This is a genomic window from Pseudarthrobacter sp. 01T43, assembly GCF_056398665.1.
Genome location: NZ_JBFTPV010000006.1, coordinates 248,465 through 265,357, shown reverse-complemented (window position 1 = coordinate 265,357; position 16,893 = coordinate 248,465). Strand labels below are relative to the sequence as shown.

General features: G+C 64.1%; 16 protein-coding genes and 1 tRNA gene. 7 read left to right on the top strand and 10 right to left on the bottom strand.

The window, feature by feature from the left end; translation table 11 throughout:
* Window positions 1-236: SDR family NAD(P)-dependent oxidoreductase (locus AC1DIM_RS09025; protein WP_477710132.1), on the bottom strand; the 236-nt coding region annotated here is incomplete at its 3' end.
* Window positions 233-1,177, bottom strand: coding sequence for an NAD(P)-dependent oxidoreductase (locus tag AC1DIM_RS09020; protein ID WP_477710131.1), 945 nt, complete (start codon window positions 1,175-1,177; stop codon window positions 233-235). The genes AC1DIM_RS09020 and AC1DIM_RS09025, both read right to left, overlap by 4 nt.
* Window positions 1,178-1,261: 84 nt before the next feature.
* Here AC1DIM_RS09020 and AC1DIM_RS09015 point away from each other — a divergent pair, with 84 nt between their 5' ends.
* Window positions 1,262-2,314, top strand: coding sequence for a D-2-hydroxyacid dehydrogenase (locus AC1DIM_RS09015; RefSeq protein WP_477710130.1), 1,053 nt, complete (start codon window positions 1,262-1,264; stop codon window positions 2,312-2,314).
* A gap of 230 nt (window positions 2,315-2,544) precedes the next feature.
* Here the strand turns inward: AC1DIM_RS09015 and AC1DIM_RS09010 are convergent, their stop codons facing one another.
* The 7 genes from AC1DIM_RS09010 to AC1DIM_RS08980 all read right to left on the bottom strand — a co-directional run bounded on the left by AC1DIM_RS09010 (window position 2,545) and on the right by AC1DIM_RS08980 (window position 7,574).
* Window positions 2,545-3,894 carry an MFS transporter gene (locus AC1DIM_RS09010; protein ID WP_477710129.1) on the bottom strand — a complete coding sequence of 450 codons (1,350 nt, stop codon included), beginning with the start codon at window positions 3,892-3,894 and terminating at the stop codon, window positions 2,545-2,547.
* A 159-nt stretch (window positions 3,895-4,053) separates the two neighbouring features.
* Window positions 4,054-4,851: an IclR family transcriptional regulator gene (locus AC1DIM_RS09005; RefSeq protein ID WP_477710128.1), complete on the bottom strand. Its 798-nt coding sequence runs from the start codon at window positions 4,849-4,851 to the stop codon at window positions 4,054-4,056.
* A gap of 254 nt (window positions 4,852-5,105) precedes the next feature.
* Complete coding sequence (locus AC1DIM_RS09000; protein ID WP_477710127.1) at window positions 5,106-5,396, bottom strand: hypothetical protein; 291 nt, start codon at window positions 5,394-5,396, stop codon at window positions 5,106-5,108.
* Between the two features lie 124 nt (window positions 5,397-5,520).
* Window positions 5,521-5,596, bottom strand: a tRNA-Val gene (locus AC1DIM_RS08995).
* A 134-nt stretch (window positions 5,597-5,730) separates the two neighbouring features.
* Window positions 5,731-6,657, bottom strand: a complete 927-nt coding sequence (locus AC1DIM_RS08990; protein ID WP_477710126.1) for an NAD-dependent protein deacetylase — start codon at window positions 6,655-6,657, stop codon at window positions 5,731-5,733.
* A gap of 6 nt (window positions 6,658-6,663) precedes the next feature.
* Window positions 6,664-7,158 (bottom strand): peroxiredoxin, encoded by a 495-nt coding sequence (locus tag AC1DIM_RS08985; RefSeq protein ID WP_477710125.1) that lies wholly within the window; start codon window positions 7,156-7,158, stop codon window positions 6,664-6,666.
* On the bottom strand, window positions 7,155-7,574 hold the full coding sequence (locus tag AC1DIM_RS08980) for a DUF3052 domain-containing protein (RefSeq protein ID WP_477710124.1): 420 nt from the start codon (window positions 7,572-7,574) through the stop codon (window positions 7,155-7,157). The genes AC1DIM_RS08985 and AC1DIM_RS08980 overlap by 4 nt, the downstream gene beginning before the upstream one ends.
* 396 nt (window positions 7,575-7,970) lie before the next feature.
* On the opposite strand from AC1DIM_RS08980, the gene aceE reads away from it, so the two are divergent.
* From aceE to AC1DIM_RS08950, 6 genes are all read left to right on the top strand, one after another.
* Window positions 7,971-10,739, top strand: coding sequence for a pyruvate dehydrogenase (acetyl-transferring), homodimeric type (aceE, locus tag AC1DIM_RS08975; RefSeq protein WP_477710123.1), 2,769 nt, complete (start codon window positions 7,971-7,973; stop codon window positions 10,737-10,739).
* Between the two features lie 238 nt (window positions 10,740-10,977).
* Window positions 10,978-12,222, top strand: coding sequence for a PucR family transcriptional regulator (locus AC1DIM_RS08970; protein ID WP_477710122.1), 1,245 nt, complete (start codon window positions 10,978-10,980; stop codon window positions 12,220-12,222).
* Between the two features lie 88 nt (window positions 12,223-12,310).
* Window positions 12,311-13,240 (top strand): ACP S-malonyltransferase, encoded by a 930-nt coding sequence (locus tag AC1DIM_RS08965; RefSeq protein WP_477710121.1) that lies wholly within the window; start codon window positions 12,311-12,313, stop codon window positions 13,238-13,240.
* On the top strand, window positions 13,237-14,298 hold the full coding sequence (locus AC1DIM_RS08960) for a beta-ketoacyl-ACP synthase III (protein WP_477710120.1): 1,062 nt from the start codon (window positions 13,237-13,239) through the stop codon (window positions 14,296-14,298). Before AC1DIM_RS08965 ends, AC1DIM_RS08960 begins: the two co-directional genes overlap by 4 nt.
* A gap of 82 nt (window positions 14,299-14,380) precedes the next feature.
* On the top strand, window positions 14,381-14,626 hold the full coding sequence (locus AC1DIM_RS08955) for an acyl carrier protein (protein WP_009359314.1): 246 nt from the start codon (window positions 14,381-14,383) through the stop codon (window positions 14,624-14,626).
* Window positions 14,627-14,780: 154 nt separating this feature from the next.
* The gene (locus AC1DIM_RS08950) at window positions 14,781-16,016 is read left to right on the top strand and encodes a beta-ketoacyl-[acyl-carrier-protein] synthase family protein (protein WP_477710119.1); all 1,236 of its coding nucleotides are present in this window, start codon (window positions 14,781-14,783) and stop codon (window positions 16,014-16,016) included.
* Between the two features lie 125 nt (window positions 16,017-16,141).
* Here the strand turns inward: AC1DIM_RS08950 and AC1DIM_RS08945 are convergent, their stop codons facing one another.
* Window positions 16,142-16,645, bottom strand: coding sequence for a DUF3145 domain-containing protein (locus AC1DIM_RS08945; protein ID WP_477710118.1), 504 nt, complete (start codon window positions 16,643-16,645; stop codon window positions 16,142-16,144).
* Between the last annotated feature and the right edge of the window lie 248 nt (window positions 16,646-16,893).

Genomic DNA, 16,893 nt, shown 5'->3' with positions numbered 1-16,893 from the left:
ACACCACGGGCAGCCTCGGCATCACTGGTGACATCAAACGCGACACTATGAACCCGGCCCGGACCGAAATCAGCAGCCAACGCCACCTCAGCAGCCTTCAACCGCTCCGCATTCACCCCGTTCAACACCACCGTCGCCCCCGCCTCAGCCAACGCCCGCGCCAACGCGTTACCAATCCCCCGGCTCGACCCCGTCACCAAGGCAACCCGCCCCGTCAAATCAAAAAGCACACTCATGATCCAGTAGTTCCTCTCAAGGTGGAGCGGGCAGTTACCGCGCCAGCCCGGTTGTCGCTCAAATGTGAAATGGCCTGCCGCACTACGGCAAGATCCTGGTCGCCCAAGCCCTGCCGCTTGAGTTCGGCGTAGAGCTCGACGCCGGCAGTCGCCATGGGCACAGCGGCACCGACGTCACCGGCTGACTCAAGCACAAAGGAAAGGTCCTTGTGCATAAATTTGGCCGGGCCTGTTGGCGTGTAATCCTTCCGGACCAACCGTGGACCCACGTTTTCCAGGACGCGGCTGCCGGCGAGGCCGCCGGCCAAAACGTCAAAGAGCGCCGCCGGATCCATGCCGGAACGTTCGGCGAGTTCGGCCGCCTCGGCGAGCGCCGCCGTCGTGGTTCCTACGATGAGCTGGTTGCAGGCTTTGGCCAGCGACCCTGAGCCCAATGGGCCCAAATGCCGGACCGTGGTTCCCATTGCGGCAAAGAAGGGCTCGAGCCGCCGGAATTCTTCGAGCGTACTGCCGGCCATGATGGCCAGGGTGCCATCGGTGGCCCCCCTGGTTCCGCCGCTGACCGGGGCGTCCACCACCACGGCGCGGCCGTCACTGGCCGCCTGCACCCGGCGGCCGAAGTCCTGGACCTTGGCGGGCGAAACCGAGCTCATCACAACAAGCGCCGTACCGGCCGCCGGTGGGGTTTCGGCCCAGCTCGCCAGCAGGCCCGCCGTCGCCTCCTCGATGAAGGAAAGGTCTGGCAGCATAAAGGCGATGATCGGGAGATCCCGCATCGCCGCAACGTCCGGCGCCGCGGCGGCGCCCATCGCCACCAGATTGCGCAGGGGGCCGTCGGAACGGTTCCAGGCGGTGATGTCCCGCCCGCCGCGGACCAAATTCTGTGCCATCGGCAGTCCCATCAGCCCAAGGCCAACAAAGCCCGCTCTTTTGTCTTCCATCAATACGCCTCGACTCACATCGTTGTGTGGTTAATGTAGGGAAATCTGTCCAATATCCTAGCCTCTATTCAGTATGATGAACACATGACGACTCAAACCACCGTCGCGATTGCCGTTCCGCTCGAAGCAGAGTACGTGGACCGCATCCGCGCCGTAGACCTTTCCGTGACCGTTCTCTACGAGCCGGACCTCCTTCCGCCGGAGCGCTTTCCCGCTGACCATTCCGGGGATCCGGACTTCAAGCGGACGCCGGCGCAGGAAGAGCAGTACTGGGACATGCTCAACAAGGCACAGGTCCTGTACGGCCTGCCCAACGAGAGCCCGGCAGGCCTGGCGCGCATCGCGCGCGAGAACCCGCGGCTGCAATGGGTACACGCCATGGCCGCCGGCGCCGGGGGCGCAGTCAAGGCCTCGGGACTGGACCAGGAAACTCTCAGCAAGTTCAAGGTGACCACCTCGGCCGGGGTGCACGCCCTGCCTCTCGCAGAATTCGCCGCACTAGGAATCCTCAACGGATTTAAGCGCAGCGCCGAGCTGGTCCAGGACCAGGCAGCCAAGGCATGGCCCGAGCTCCGGACCCCCACCCGGCTGGTCAGCGGATCCACGCTCGTTGTCACGGGCCTCGGTGAGATCGGCCTCGAGACGGCCCGGATTGCCCGGGCCCTCGGCATGAAAGTCAGTGGCACCAAGCGCACGGTTGAACCCATCGAGGGTATCGAGCAGGTGGCGGACAATAACGGGCTCGCACATCTCCTTGCCACTGCAGATGCCGTGGTGAACACGTTGCCCGGCACGCCGTTCACGGACAAGCTCTTCAACCGCGAAGTCTTTGCAGCTATGAAGCCGGGAACGGTGTTCGTAAATGTTGGCCGCGGCACGGTGGTGGATGAGGACGCCCTCCTGGAAGCCCTCAACAACGGCCAGGTCTCCTACGCCTGCCTCGACGTCTTTGCCGTTGAACCGCTCCCCCAGGACAGCCCGCTGTGGGAGCACCCCAAGGTCCTGGTGTCACCCCACACCTCCGCGCTCAGTGCGGCAGAAAACCGACTGATCGCCGAGCGGTTCTGCAGCAACCTGCGCACGTTCCTCGACGGCGGCGACCTGCCCCACCTGGTGGACCCGGTCCACTTCTACTGACAGGCACCGTCCCGGTTCGCAGCAACAGAACTTTCGCGAAGAGCCCCTGCCGGATTCCTGACTACAGGAACCCGGCAGGGGCTCTTCACGTTGTTACGGGTCGGCTTGTAAGCACCACCCGGCCGCCGTCGGGACTATGCAGCCACCGTCAATTTGGAGTCCGCCCCGAACGCCCACAGGCGGCCTTCCCACCGGGAAGGCCGCCTGTGAGCTGCGTGTGCGGGACCTGGCTAGCTGGCATCCTCCACAAGGAGCAGGTCGCGGCCATTGGTCTCGGGGGTGAAGAAGGTTGTTCCAAAAGAAATCAGCGCTAGTACCAGCGAGTAGATCGCGGGGACAAGCCAGGAGTGGCCGGTGGCGGCGAGGAGGGCAACGCCGATCATGGGAGCGAAGCCGCCGGCGAGGACTGCGGAGAGCTCACGGCTCAGCGCCACGCCGGTGAAGCGGTGCTGGGAGCCGAAGAGTTCCGGCAGCAGGGCGCACTGCGGGCCGAGCATGGACTGGACGCCCAGGGCGATACCCACCACCATGACCACCCAGACAAGGGTGACGTTGCCCAGGGTGACCAGGTAGAACGCGGGCAGGGCAATGATGGCCTGGAACAGCGCACCGTAGCGGTAGACCGGAACCCGGCCGAAACGGTCAGACAGGGCACCGAAGGCGACCACCATGACCGCTGCGAACGCGGCGGCAATAAGGAGGCCGGTGGGGCCGATGAACTTGTCGCCGGCAAAGACACCGGCGGGAAGGCTGATGAAGGAGACCAGGAGCGCTGAGTAGATGGAGGAGTTTCCGTTCTCACCCATGCGAAGACCGATGCCAATGAGTACGTTCTTCTTCGAGTGCTTCCAGATCTGGGTGACGGGGTTCTTCACCACAGCCTTGTGCTTTTCGAGTTCCTGGAACACCGGGGTCTCTTTGAGCCGGAGCCTGATGAAGACCGCGATGACGATCAGGATGACACTCGCCAGGAACGGCACGCGCCACAGCCAGCCATGCAGCACTTCCTTGTCAGCCAGCGCCATCAGGGCGAAAGTGCCAGCGCCCAGGAGTGTACCGAGCTGGATGCCAACGAACGGCAGGGACGCGAAGAAACCACGGCGGCGTCGCGGGGCCACTTCCGAGATCAGTGTGGTGGCACCAGCTTGTTCGGCTCCGGCGCCAAGCCCCTGGAGGATGCGCAGGGCCACCAGGAGGACGGCTCCCAGCATGCCAGCCTGCTCGAAGGTCGGCAGGAGGCCGATGGCGAAGCTTGCCATGCCCATCAGCCCGATGGTCAGGATCAGGACCATCTTCCGGCCGAAACGGTCACCGATGTAACCGAACACGATGCCGCCGAACGGCCGGGCGGCAAAGCCCACGCCGTAGGTGGCGAAGGAAGCAATGACTGCTCCGCTTTCGCCCAACGGTGAGAAGAAAAGCGGGCCGAAGATAAGCGCGGACGCCAGGCCGTAGATGTAGAAGTCGTAGTACTCCAGGGCGGAGCCCACTGAGCTGGCAAGAGTTGCCCGTCGCAGCTGCTCCGGATCGACGGCGGCGCCGTCCACGTCAGCCTGCGGTGAATTAGTACGAGTTGTCACAAGAACTCCCTCAAGAACACTCCAGACCCCCGTTGGCCTGTGGTGGGATAGCGAAATCGCCTGTTGTGCCGATCACTATATTGAACAGAGTACAGCAAGTTGAACAGCTAGCAAGGTCCGCGGCATTTTTTGTTACTGGAACAGCGTTAAGCGGCGCCTTTAGCCCATGGGATTGCCCAGGGACCGGGCCAGCTCATTGAGCTCCTTGACCATCTGGGAGCCCTGCTCAGCCGAGTAGGTTGCCTTCAAGGCCGTGACAGAGAGTCCCAGGCTGGGACCGTGGGCACCGCGGGTGGGAACCGAGACGGCCAGGCACACGACGCCTGTGGTGGATTCCTCGTCTTCGAAGGCATAACCCTGTTCCCGGATCTCGCGCAGCTGTGCCTTCAGCTCCGCGCCGGTACGCAACGACTTGGGAGTGAGCACTGGAAGCTCGGCCTGGTCGGGAAACATTTCGTCGAGGTCGTGGTCGTGGAGGCGGGCGATCAAAGCCTTACCCACCGCGCACAGCGAAACAGGCATCTTATCGCCGATATTGGAGGTGAGCCGGACTGCGGGATGTCCTTCGTAGCGCGCCAGATAGATGACGTTGGCGCCGTCGAGCATGGCTATCCGCACCGTCTCACCGGAGAGCGTCGGTGCTTGTTCGCAGAATCGGTAGAACTCCTGCACCTCATCAAGCCGGCTCAGGTAGGCGGCGCCGAGTTCCACCAGCTTGCGGCCAAGGGTGAACTCGGCGCCCTGACGGCTGATGAGCCGGGCTTCCTCCAAGGCCAGCAACAGGTTGGAAGTGGATGATTTCGGGATCCCCAGCTCACGGGCGAGATCGCTCAGCGTCAGCCTGCCGGTAGCGGAGGCCGCCAAGGCATCCATGACGGCGGCAGCGCGGGTGACCGCAGGTGCCGGCGATGCGCTCCCCAGGCCATCGGAGGAGCGGGGGGTGCGGGAATCGGCCATGATTCTCCTTCAATGGGCACGCCGGTAGCGCTGGAGGTGTAGTTGTTCATTCCGCTGAACAGTAACCATCATAATGGCTGCGTCGCGGTTGGCGGTAAGAGATCATCGCCGGCAGCAACGCCCGACACGTGACGTGGGGCATTTGTTTGTTTCTGGCAGTTCACTGTATATTCATTTCAGACCCTCCACCGCGGCATCCCCCAATAGTCGCGGTGGAGGGTTTTCCAATGCCCCGGAACGCCAGGCACCGGGTCTCAGGCCGCGTCCGCGGCTGATTCCCGCAGCCGCCAGCCGCCGCCGAGGCCATCGCGTTCCAGCACCATGGTGGTCAGGGCGGACTGTGGGTTGCGTCCCAGCCTCACCTGGACCTGGAGGACCTCAACATCCACACGGCCCAGGCCCTTGGGCATTCGCCGCTGGTTCTCCCACCAGCTCACCCGCTCAAACCACCTCACCGCTTCGGCACCTACGGCCCATTCCCTGCCCCCGCTGACCACCGCCGTAGGGATGCCGTCCCGCGACGTCCTAACCACCACATAATCCATAGCGGGAACTCTAGGCAGGGGCACCGACAATAAGCGGCGGGGCACGCACCCTCTCAGGCGCGGCCGGGGAAACAAAAAACCCCGCTGTTCCCGACCGTGAAGTCTTGGAACAAACGGGGTTTACTGGTGGGTCCTACCGGGATCGAACCGATGACATCCACGGTGTAAACGTGGCGCTCTACCAGCTGAGCTAAAGACCCAAATAATCAGTTTCCGCACTTCAGCGCGTCAACCAACGAACATAAACTCTACCTGATGTGCGGGAGCAAAAGCCAATCCGCGCACACCGGCCGTGGCCCACACCCATGAGCCGGGGATTTTTCGGAGGATCGGTTCAGAGATCGGGAAGTTCGGCTGCAAGCCACGCCAGTGACTCACTAACGCCGGTATGGAGCTTGAGGGTGGCCTGGGGGTCGCCCCTGGTCTCTCCCCGGTTGATGATCACCACCGGCTTGCCGCCCTTTGCCGCGTGCCGGACGAACCGCAACCCGCTCATCACAGTCAGCGAAGAACCGGCAACAAGGAGGGCCGCGGCGTCGTCCACCATGGCGTAGGCGGCCTCAACCCGCTCCTTGGGTACGTTCTCGCCGAAGTACACGAAGTCAGGCTTGAGCGTTCCGCCACAGGCTGGACAGGCCGCAACAACAAAGCCGCTGATGAGCGCTGCGTCGTCAACTGTTGCGTCGGCGTCGGGGGCCATTTCCACCAGCCCCGATTTCGTGGCTCGCGCCAGGAATTCCGGGTTCAGTTCTGCCAACACCTCTGCCAGCAGACGCCTGGTGTAGGTCCGCCTGCAGTCCAGGCAGACCACCTGGTCGTAGCGGCCGTGCAGGTCAATGACGTTTGTACTGCCGGCCTCCTGGTGCAGGCGGTCCACGTTCTGCGTGATGAGGCCGGTCAGCAGCCCCCGGCGCTCGAGTTCCGCCACGGCACGGTGCCCCTGGTTGGGATCCGCATGCCGTAAGTGCGACCATCCGATGTGGTTCCGCGCCCAGTACCGCTGGCGGTTGGCAGGATCGCGCACAAACTCCTGGTAGGTCATCGGAGACCGTGGCACGGCGTCCGGGCCACGGTAATCCGGGATGCCCGAATCCGTGCTCAGCCCGGCGCCGGTCAGCAGTGCCAGACGCTTGCCGGACAGCAGCGACCGGACGCTCTCCATCTCCCGCAGATGTTCATCCGCCAGCGCGGCGGGGGTTGCAGCGGGAAGGCTGGCAAAGCCCGTCAGGCCTGCGCCAACACCCCGCTGCTGCCGGTCCATTCAGCGTCAGTCCCGGTCCAGACCCGCCAGGACCTCGCGGTATTCGGCGAGCTCACGGGCCTGCCCGCGCGGATTCACCACGACGTAGCGGATTGTTCCGGCAGCATCGATGATGAATGTGCCGCGCTTGGCCATCCCGCTCTCCGGATCAAAGACACCGTAAGTGCTTGCCACTGCCCCGTGCGGCCAGAAGTCCGCCAGCAGATCGAAGCCGTAGGCTTCCTTTTCCGCGTAAGCCCGCAGGCTGAACTTGCTGTCCACAGACACCGCCAGGACCGTGGCCCTGGCATCCTCGAAGACCGCCAGGTTGTCCCTGATTTCGCAGAGTTCCCCCGTGCAGATCCCGGAGAACGCGAAAGGATAGAACACCAGTACGACGTTCTGGCCGCGGAGGGCGGACAGCCTCACCGGCTCCCCGAACTGGTTTACCAGCTCAAAATCCGGGGCGGGCTCCCCCACCGCCGGGACAGGCCCCACGGTGACGGAAAGTGCTGCCGTCACTTGTTTTTCTTGCTGACCAGCCGGGTTGCGCTCCAGTCCTTGGAGACGCCGGCGGACGTGGTGAGATGCAGGCCGGCTGTAGGCGCCGCTTCCTGGATTTCCGCCGGGGACACGTAGCCCTGCCGCCCGGACTTCGGCGTCAGCACCCAGACGACGCCGCCTTCACTCAATGTGGTCAACGAATCCATGAGGGTATCCACCAGATCCCCGTCGCCCTCGCGCCACCAGAAAATGACGGCGTCTACGACGTCGTGGTCGTCTTCATCCAGGAGCTCGGACCCCGTGAGGTCCTCAATATCATCACGTAAGTCGAAATCGACATCATCGTCGTAGCCGAACTCCTGAATCAGATCCCCGCTTTTGAAACCCAATTTTTCCGCCACATTTACCGAAGTGGCGGCGTCGGCCTCACTCACGTGTTCCTCCAATGCCTAATACATGCAATTCGCATAGTGATTTCCATTACTCCAAGCCAACACCCTTTGTGCCTGCGCTTCAAGCTGCCAACCCCGCGATCCGCCATATTCTGCGTCACATACAAGGCCTTCAGCCTGCGTTGCAGCGGCTTCCGTCACACAACCAGTATGACGGCGAAACACAACTGCGGTGCCATGGACGCGGCTACGCATCACGCTGAAGTCAGAGCTAGAGTGGCTGGTGACAACTATGCCTGCGGGGCGACCGCCTGGAACTGAATGCAGACATAGGCGTGATAGGACCCTGCCCGGCGCACATGACCGGGCTGTTGTAACCGATACGTCGCACACGTCGCAGTCATCCGGACAGTCACCCTGCCCGGCGTGAGGGCGCCGATGCATGCGCGCAAAGAGAGGTTGGACGTGGCTGCAGGAGAAGATACCTCCCATATCCTCAGCGGGTTGACTAACCAGCTGCCTGATCGTGATCCGGAAGAGACCGCCGAATGGGTTGAGTCCCTGGATGCACTGATCAGGGAACAGGGCACCGAACGTGCCCAATACATCATGCGGAGCCTGCTGCAGCGTGCCGGCGCGCAGAGCGTCGGAGTGCCGATGGTGACAACCACGGACTACGTGAACACCATCCCGGTGGATCAGGAAGCACAGTTCCCCGGCAACGAGGAATTCGAGCGCCGGTACCGGGCCTACATGCGCTGGAACGCTGCCATCATGGTGCACCGGGCCCAGAAGGCGAACATCGGCGTCGGCGGGCACATTTCCACCTACGCGGGTGCCGCCACCCTGTACGAGGTGGGGTTCAACCACTTCTTCCGCGGCAAGGACCACCCGGGCGGCGGTGACCAGGTCTATTTCCAGGGCCACGCGTCCCCCGGCATGTACGCACGGGCGTTCATGGAAGGCCGGCTCACCGAGGAAGACATGGACGGCTTCCGCCAGGAGAAGTCCAAGGAGGGCCACGCGCTGTCCTCCTACCCGCACCCGCGGCTGATGCCGGAGTTCTGGGAATTCCCCACGGTCTCGATGGGCATCGGCCCGATGAATGCGATCTACCAGGCGCAGTCCAACCGCTACCTGCACAACCGCGGGCTGAAGGACACCTCGGACCAGCAGGTCTGGGCGTTCCTGGGTGATGGCGAAATGGACGAGCCCGAGTCCCGTGGCCTGCTCCAGCTCGCCGCGAACGAAAACCTGGACAACCTGAACTTCGTGATCAACTGCAACCTCCAGCGCTTGGACGGGCCGGTGCGTGGCAACGGCAAGATCATGCAGGAACTCGAAGCGTTCTTCCGCGGTGCCGGCTGGAACGTCATCAAGGTCGTCTGGGGACGCGAGTGGGATGACCTGCTCGCCAAGGATGACGACGGCTCACTCGTGAAGATCATGAACGAGACCGTCGACGGCGATTACCAGACCTACAAGGCCGAGTCCGGCGGGTTCGTCCGGGAACATTTCTTCGGCCAGACCCCGCAGACCAAGGACATGGTCGCGGACCTGTCCGATGATGAGATCTGGAACCTCAAGCGCGGCGGCCACGATTACCACAAGGTTTACGCCGCGTACAAGGCCGCGACCGAGTTCAAGGGCAAGCCGACCGTCATCCTGGCGCACACCGTTAAGGGCTACGGCCTCGGGCCGCACTTCGAGGGCCGCAACGCGACCCACCAGATGAAGAAGCTCACCCTCGATGACCTGAAGAAGTTCCGCGACCACCTGCGGATTCCGGTGACCGACGAGCAGCTCGAGAAGGATCTGTACCAGCCGCCGTACTTCCACCCGGGCAGCGACGCGCCGGAGATCAAGTACATGATGGAACGCCGGGCCGAGCTCGGCGGCGCCGTGCCGGAGCGCCGCTCCAAGCACCAGGACATCGCCCTGCCTGACGCCAAGACCTACGAAGTCGCCAAGCGCGGTTCCGGCAAGCAGCAGGCGGCCACCACCATGGCGTTCGTCCGGCTCCTCAAGGACCTCATGCGGGATAAGAACTTCGGCAAGCACATCGCGCCGATCATCCCTGACGAAGCCCGCACGTTCGGCATGGATGCATTCTTCCCCACCGCCAAGATCTACAACCCCAAGGGCCAGAACTACCTGTCGGTGGACCGCGACCTCGTGCTCGCCTACAAGGAGTCCGCGCAGGGACAGCTGATCCACCCAGGCATCAACGAAGCTGGCGCCGTCGCAGCGTTCACCGCCGCCGGCACCGCGTACGCCACCCACGGCGTGCCGCTGCTCCCGGTGTACGTGTTCTACTCGATGTTCGGCTTCCAGCGCACGGGCGATGCTTTCTGGGCGGCCGGGGACCAGATGGCCCGCGGCTTCATCATCGGTGCCACCGCCGGCCGGACCACCCTGACCGGCGAGGGACTCCAGCACGCTGACGGCCACTCCCCGCTGCTCGCGTCCACCAACCCGGCCGTGGTCACCTACGACCCCGCTTACGGGTACGAGATGGGCCACATCATGCGGGACGGCATCGAGCGCATGTACGGACCGGATTCCACTGACCGGAACCTGATGTACTACCTCACGGTATACAACGAGCCGATCACGCAGCCGGCGGAACCCGAGGATCTCGACGTCGAAGGCGTCCTGAAGGGCATCTACCTGCTGGCCCCGGCAAAGATCGACGGTCCCCGGACCCAGATCCTGGCCTCCGGCGTCTCGGTTCCGTGGGCCATCGAGGCCCAGCGGCTGCTCGCCGAAGACTGGGGCGTCTCAGCTGACGTCTGGTCCGTCACGTCCTGGAATGAACTGCGCCGGGATGGCATGGCCGCGGAGGAAGAAGCATTCCTCAACCCGGGCCAGCCCGCCCGCGTGCCGTTTGTGACCCAGCAACTCGCGGGTGCCACCGGCCCCGTGGTTGCCGTCTCGGACTACATGAAGGCAGTCCCGGACCAGATCCGCCAGTTTGTGCCGAACGAGTTCGCAACACTCGGCGCGGACGGCTTCGGCTTCTCGGACACCCGCGCAGCAGCCCGCCGCTTCTTCAAGAACGACATCCACTCCATCGTGGTCCGTTCACTGGAGATGCTGGCGCGCCGCAGTGAAGTTGATGCCCAGGCCCCGGCCCAGGCCATCGAAAAGTACCGCCTGCACAACGTCAACGCCGGTTCCACCGGCAATGCAGGCGGCGAGTCCTGATCCAGCCCTTGCGTTTTTGTCCGGATAACGCCACAAAAAGGCCCTCGTCGGCACAGTATCCGGACAAAGAACTCTGATAGGGAATTAACGACGACGGCGGCCCCCACCGAAAGGCGAGGGCCGCCGTCGTCGTTCCCTTGCGTTTGCCGGTCAGGCTTCCGCCTGTGATGCGCGTCCACCGCCGTTGTAGCCTTTGTACAAAATGGAGCTTGCGCGGCGGGCACCGTATGCTCAGAATATGCCTGAGCCAACCACCCCGACCGCGAAGCGCAAACCAACCTCGCGCAGTACCACGCCGGAGAAGTCCGAGACCCTGAAAAAGCTCAGGGCGAGTGTAGGCCAGTTGTCCACCACGACGCTCCGGCAGTTGGAGAAGTCACTCCCCTGGTACTCCCGGCTCAGCTCCGACGAGCGATCCGCTTTGGGCATGGTGGCACAGAACGGCATCGCGGCGTTTGTCGCCTGGTATGAGCGTCCCAGTTCGCCGTCGTGGATCCTCTCCGACGTCTTTGGTACAGCCCCCACGGAACTGACCCGGTCCATCAGCCTGCAGAAGGCCCTCCAGCTCATCCGGATCGTGGTGGAAGTAGTGGAGGACCAAGTCCCGGTCATTGCCCCCGAAGCGGACCAGCCCTCGCTGCGTGAAGCCGTACTGCGGTACTCGCGGGAAGTAGCCTTTGCCGCCGCGGACGTATACGCGAGGGCCGCTGAATCGCGCGGATCATGGGACACGCGGCTCGAGGCCCTGATCGTGGACGCCATCCTGCGCGGTGAAAACACCGATGCGCTGCGCTCCAGGATCGCCGCACTGGGCTGGAAAGCGCAGGAGCGGTTCACCGTCATGGTGGGAAATTCCCCGTCCGAGCCAAGCGCCAGCTATGTCAGCGAACTGCGACGCCTGGCCGGCCGCTACGCGGAAGACGCGTTGGTGGGCATTCAGGGTGACAGGCTGATCCTGATCCTCGGCGGGATCCAGGACCGCGAGACCGCCTACCTGAAGCTCAGCGAAATGTTCGCGCCCGGGCCCGTGGTCTATGGCGCGGAGGCGGGCTCCCTGCTTGAGGCCAGCGGATCAGCCCAGTCTGCTTTCGCTGGCCTTACCGCGGCACGCGCCTGGCCTTCGGCGCCCCGGCCGGTGGCTGCCGACGACCTGCTGCCCGAACGTGTCATTTCGGGTGACGAAGCCGCACGCCGTTCACTCGTCAAGAACATCTACCGCCCGCTGGTCGCCGCCTCGAACGGCCTGGTGGAGACACTCGGAACCTACCTTGAATTAGGCCATTCGCTGGAGGCGACAGCGAGGGAACTGTTCGTCCACGCCAACACGGTCAGGTACCGGCTCAAGCGCGTCTGCGACGTCACCGGCTGGGATCCGCTCCTTCCGCGCGAGGCGTTTGTGCTGCAGGCGGCGCTTGTGGTCGGGCGTCTTGCGGCGCCGCCAAAAGCGCCCACCGAACGGCATCCGGCGCGGAATCAGACCTGAGTCGTTGTAGACTTCCTACAATCTGACCCCTCGAGCTTGGTGCAGAGAAACACCGCTGAATGACACAGTAATTTGGAAAGCTGGTTAAGTGCTTGCAATAGTCTGCCCTGGACAGGGCTCACAGACCCCGGGTTTTCTGGCCCCCTGGCTGGAACTGCCTTCGGTAGCAGGCCAGCTGGCCTCCCTGAGCGAGATTGCAGGCATCGACCTGACAACCCACGGGACCACCTCGGACGAGGAAACCATCAAGGACACCGCCGTGGCGCAGCCCCTGATTGTCGCTGCCGGGCTGGTCGCCGCAAAGTCCCTGTTCGACGTCGAACTTGGCTCCCTCCCGGTGATCCTCGCCGGCCACTCCGTCGGTGAGATCACTGCTTCGGCCCTGGCTGGGGTGCTCACCGAGCAGGAAGCCATGACGTTTGTGCGGGAACGCGCCAACAGCATGGCCGCGGCTGCCGCGGTGACGCCCACTGGCATGAGCGCCGTGGTGGGCGGGGACCCGGCAGAGGTACTGGCCGCCATCGAAGCGTCCGGAGCCACCCCGGCCAACGTCAACGGCGCCGGCCAGACCGTTGCTGCGGGGACGTTCGAACAGCTCAAAGCTTTGGCGGACAACCCGCCGGCCAAGGCACGCGTCATCCCGTTGAAGGTGGCCGGAGCGTTCCACACCTCGCACATGTCCCCCGCGGTGAGCGCCCTCGAGTCATTGAAACCGAACCTCAAGCCGCAAAAGCCGCAGGTGCCACTGCTGTCCAACTTCGACGGCCGCGAAGTGACCGACGGCGGGGCCGCCGTCGAGAGCCTTATTGCCCAGGTCTCCCGGCCGGTCCGCTGGGACCTGTGCATGGAAACACTGGTGCAGCGCGGCGTCACTGGCCTCATTGAACTCGCGCCGGCAGGCACGCTGGCAGGTCTCGCCAAGCGCGGCATGCCCGGCGTCAAGACTGTTGCAGTCAAAACCCCGGACGACCTCACGGCCGCGCTGGCACTCTTCGCAGAATTGGAGGGCGACGCATGAGCGTTCCCACGCTTAACCAGCTTCCCGTCAACCAGTACAGCCGCATCCTCGGCCTGGGCGCGTACCGGCCGGACGTTATCGTCACCAACCAGGACGTCTGCCAGTGGATTGACTCTTCTGACGAATGGATCCGCCAGCGCACCGGCATTATTACGCGCCACCGCGCCTCCGCTGACGTCAGCGTCATTGACATGGCAGCAGGCGCAGCGCAGGAGGCCCTGCAGAAGGCAGGCATTGATGCCTCCCAGCTCGGCGCCGTCATCGTATCCACTGTCACCCACCCCTACGCCACGCCGTCAGCAGCTGCTGCCGTGGCCGACCGGATCGGCGCGACGCCGGCACCCGCCTTTGATATCTCGGCCGCCTGCGCCGGGTACTGCTACGGCATCGCCCAGGCTGATGCTTTGGTCAAGTCCGGTACCGCCAAGTACGTCCTGGTGGTTGGGGCCGAGAAGCTCTCGGACGTCATCGACAACCGGGAACGCACCATCTCCTTCCTGCTGGGCGACGGCGCCGGCGCTGTTGTCATCGGCCCATCGGACACCCCGGGCATCGGCCCATCGGTGTGGGGCTCGGACGGCAGCAAGTGGGACGCGATCGGCATGACGCGTTCCATGCTTGATGTCCGCGACCTCAGCATGGCCGCCCGCCAGTCGGATGAATCCGGTGACTTCGCACTCTTGGAAGAGGCGCAGGAACTGTACCCCACGCTGCGCCAGGACGGCCAGACCGTCTTCCGCTGGGCGGTCTGGGAAATGGCCAAGATGGCGGAGCAGGCCCTCGTGGCCGCCGGCATCAAGGCTGAAGACCTCGTCGCCTTCATTCCGCACCAGGCCAACATGCGGATCATCGATGAGATGGTCAAGAAACTCAAGCTTCCCGAATCCGTCACCGTGGCCCGGGACATCGCCGATGCCGGTAACACCTCGGCCGCTTCCATCCCCTTGGCAACCCACCGCCTGCTCCAGGAAAACCCCGAGCTCAGCGGCGGCCTCGCGCTCCAGATCGGCTTCGGCGCCGGCCTGGTCTTCGGTGCCCAGGTCATCGTCCTTCCGTAGAACGTCCCACACAGGCCGCACTCCTGCGGACTGAACCGTTTCCGGCATCCCCTGCCGGCAATAACAAGAAAAGGAGCCGTCAATGGCTAGCAATGAAGAGATCCTGGCCGGTTTGGCTGAAATCGTTAACGAAGAAACCGGCCTTGCCCCCGAGGCTGTAGAACTGGACAAGTCCTTCACTGAGGACCTGGACATCGACTCCATCTCCATGATGACCATCGTGGTCAACGCCGAAGAGAAGTTCGGCGTGCGCATCCCGGACGAAGAGGTCAAGAACCTCAAGACCGTGGGCGACGCCGTGAGCTTCATCGCCGGCGCACAGGCCTAGTCAAGGCTTCAGCCCTTTACGGCTGACAGGACTGTCGGCCCGCCCTGGCGCGGGCCGGCAGTCCACCCTATTTTCCGGGCAGCCAGCTGCCCAACACGCGGGACCCCGCCGGAGTTACCGGATACGGCCTGCCCAACCRACAGAGAGTGATCCAATGACACGCAAAGTAGTCATTACCGGTCTGGGTGCCACCACGCCCATCGGCGGCGACGTACCGACAATGTGGAAGAACGCGCTGAAGGGCGTCTCGGGTGCCCGCACCCTGGAGGACGAATGGGTTGCCAAGTACGAACTGCCCGTCCACTTCGCCGCACGTTGCACCACTCCGGCCCTGGATGTCCTGAGCCGCGTTGAAGCGAAGCGGATGGACCCGTCCACCCAGTTTGGCGTCATCGCCGCTCGTGAGGCATGGGCTGATTCCGGCATCACGGAAATTGACCACGACCGCCTTGCAGTCGCGTTCGCCACCGGCATCGGCGGTGTCTGGACCCTGCTGGACGCCTGGGACACCCTGAAGGAAAAAGGCCCCCGCCGCGTCCTCCCCATGACGGTGCCCATGCTGATGCCCAACGGCGTCGCAGCAGCCGTCAGCCTCGACCTGGGCGCCCGTGCTGGCGCCCACACCCCTGTTTCGGCCTGTGCATCCGGCACCGAGGCCCTCCACCTGGGCCTGGACCTGATCCGCTCCGGCAAGGCCGACGTGGTCATGTGCGGCGGCGCCGAGGCAGCCATCCACCCCATGCCACTTGCTGCGTTCGCCTCCATGCAGGCGCTCTCCCGCCGCAACGATGACCCACAGGGAGCCTCCCGCCCGTATGACCTTGGCCGCGACGGCTTTGTGATGGGCGAAGGCGCTGGCGCGCTGGTCCTGGAGGCCGAGGAGCATGCCCTCGCCCGGGGCGCGCGCATTTACGGCGAACTGGCCGGCACGTCCGTGACGGCGGACGCTTACCACATCACGGCTCCGGACCCCCAGGGCCTGGGCGCCACCCGCGCTCTCAAAGCCGCCATGTTCGATGGCCGCATCCAGGCCGAAGACGTGGTCCACGTCAACGCGCACGCCACCTCGACCCCGGTGGGTGACAAGCCCGAGTACACGGCGCTCCATGCCGCTCTGGGGAATCACCTCGACAACGTCGCAGTCTCAGCTACCAAGTCGCAGATGGGACACCTCCTGGGCGCTTCAGGCGCGGTGGAGGCAGTACTCACGGTGCTGGCCGTCTACGAGCGCAAGGCTCCGGTGACCATCAACCTTGAGAACCAGGATCCTGAGATCCCGCTCGACGTCGTCACCACGGGCCGGGACCTGCCAGCCGGCGACATCGTGGCGCTGAGCAACTCGTTCGGTTTCGGCGGCCACAATGCCGTCATTGCCGTCCGCAGCGTCTAGCAGCAACACGCCGACACCAGAGGAGGCCCCGTTATCGTGCACTGCACGATAACGGGGCCTCCTCTTTGCTATGGAGAGTGATATACGACGGCGGTGCTTCCGGCCGTCGGGCGTCCGGCGGTTTGTCAGCCCACCTGGTGCAGCCAGCGGACCGGTGCGCCCTCCGCTGCGTGGCGGAAGGGCTCGAGTTCCTCATCCCAGGCCTCACCGAGGGCCAGGGAGAGCTCGTGGTACACGGCGGAAGGATCGCCTGCGCCTGATTCGTAGGCGTAGCGGATCCTGTCTTCTGAGACCATGATGTTGCCGTGGACATCCGTCGTGGCGTGGAAAATCCCCAGTTCGGGGGTGTGGGACCAGCGGCCGCCATCAACGCCTTGACTCGGTTCCTCGGTAACCTCATAGCGCAGATGTGCCCAGCCGCGAAGCGATGACGCGAGCAAGGAACCCGTGCCCGGGATCCCGGTCCAGGAGAGCTCGGCCCTAAACATTCCGGGCGCAGCAGGCTGAGGGGTCCACTCGAGATCCGTTCGCTTATCCACGACGGATCCAATGGCCCACTCGACGTGCGGGCACAGTGCCGTAGGGGCCGAGTGTACGAAGAGCACACCGCGGGTCATTGCAACAGACATTCCATCCTCCATAGCTGTAGGTACGTCTTCCCCAACGACCTCTGCCTGGATGAAACTGCCTGTGCTGTGGTTCCAGCGGCGGTGTTCCTACCGAATATTAAACTGTGTCCGGACTTAGGGTGACGCGCGAAGCGAAATAGCTTCTAGCGAAACTTGAAAGTGGCCGGACGTGACTCTCATTGTGCCGTACACCGCGTCATTACGCCAGTGCGATTCGCCACAACTGATACGCAGCGTGATTCGCCGTC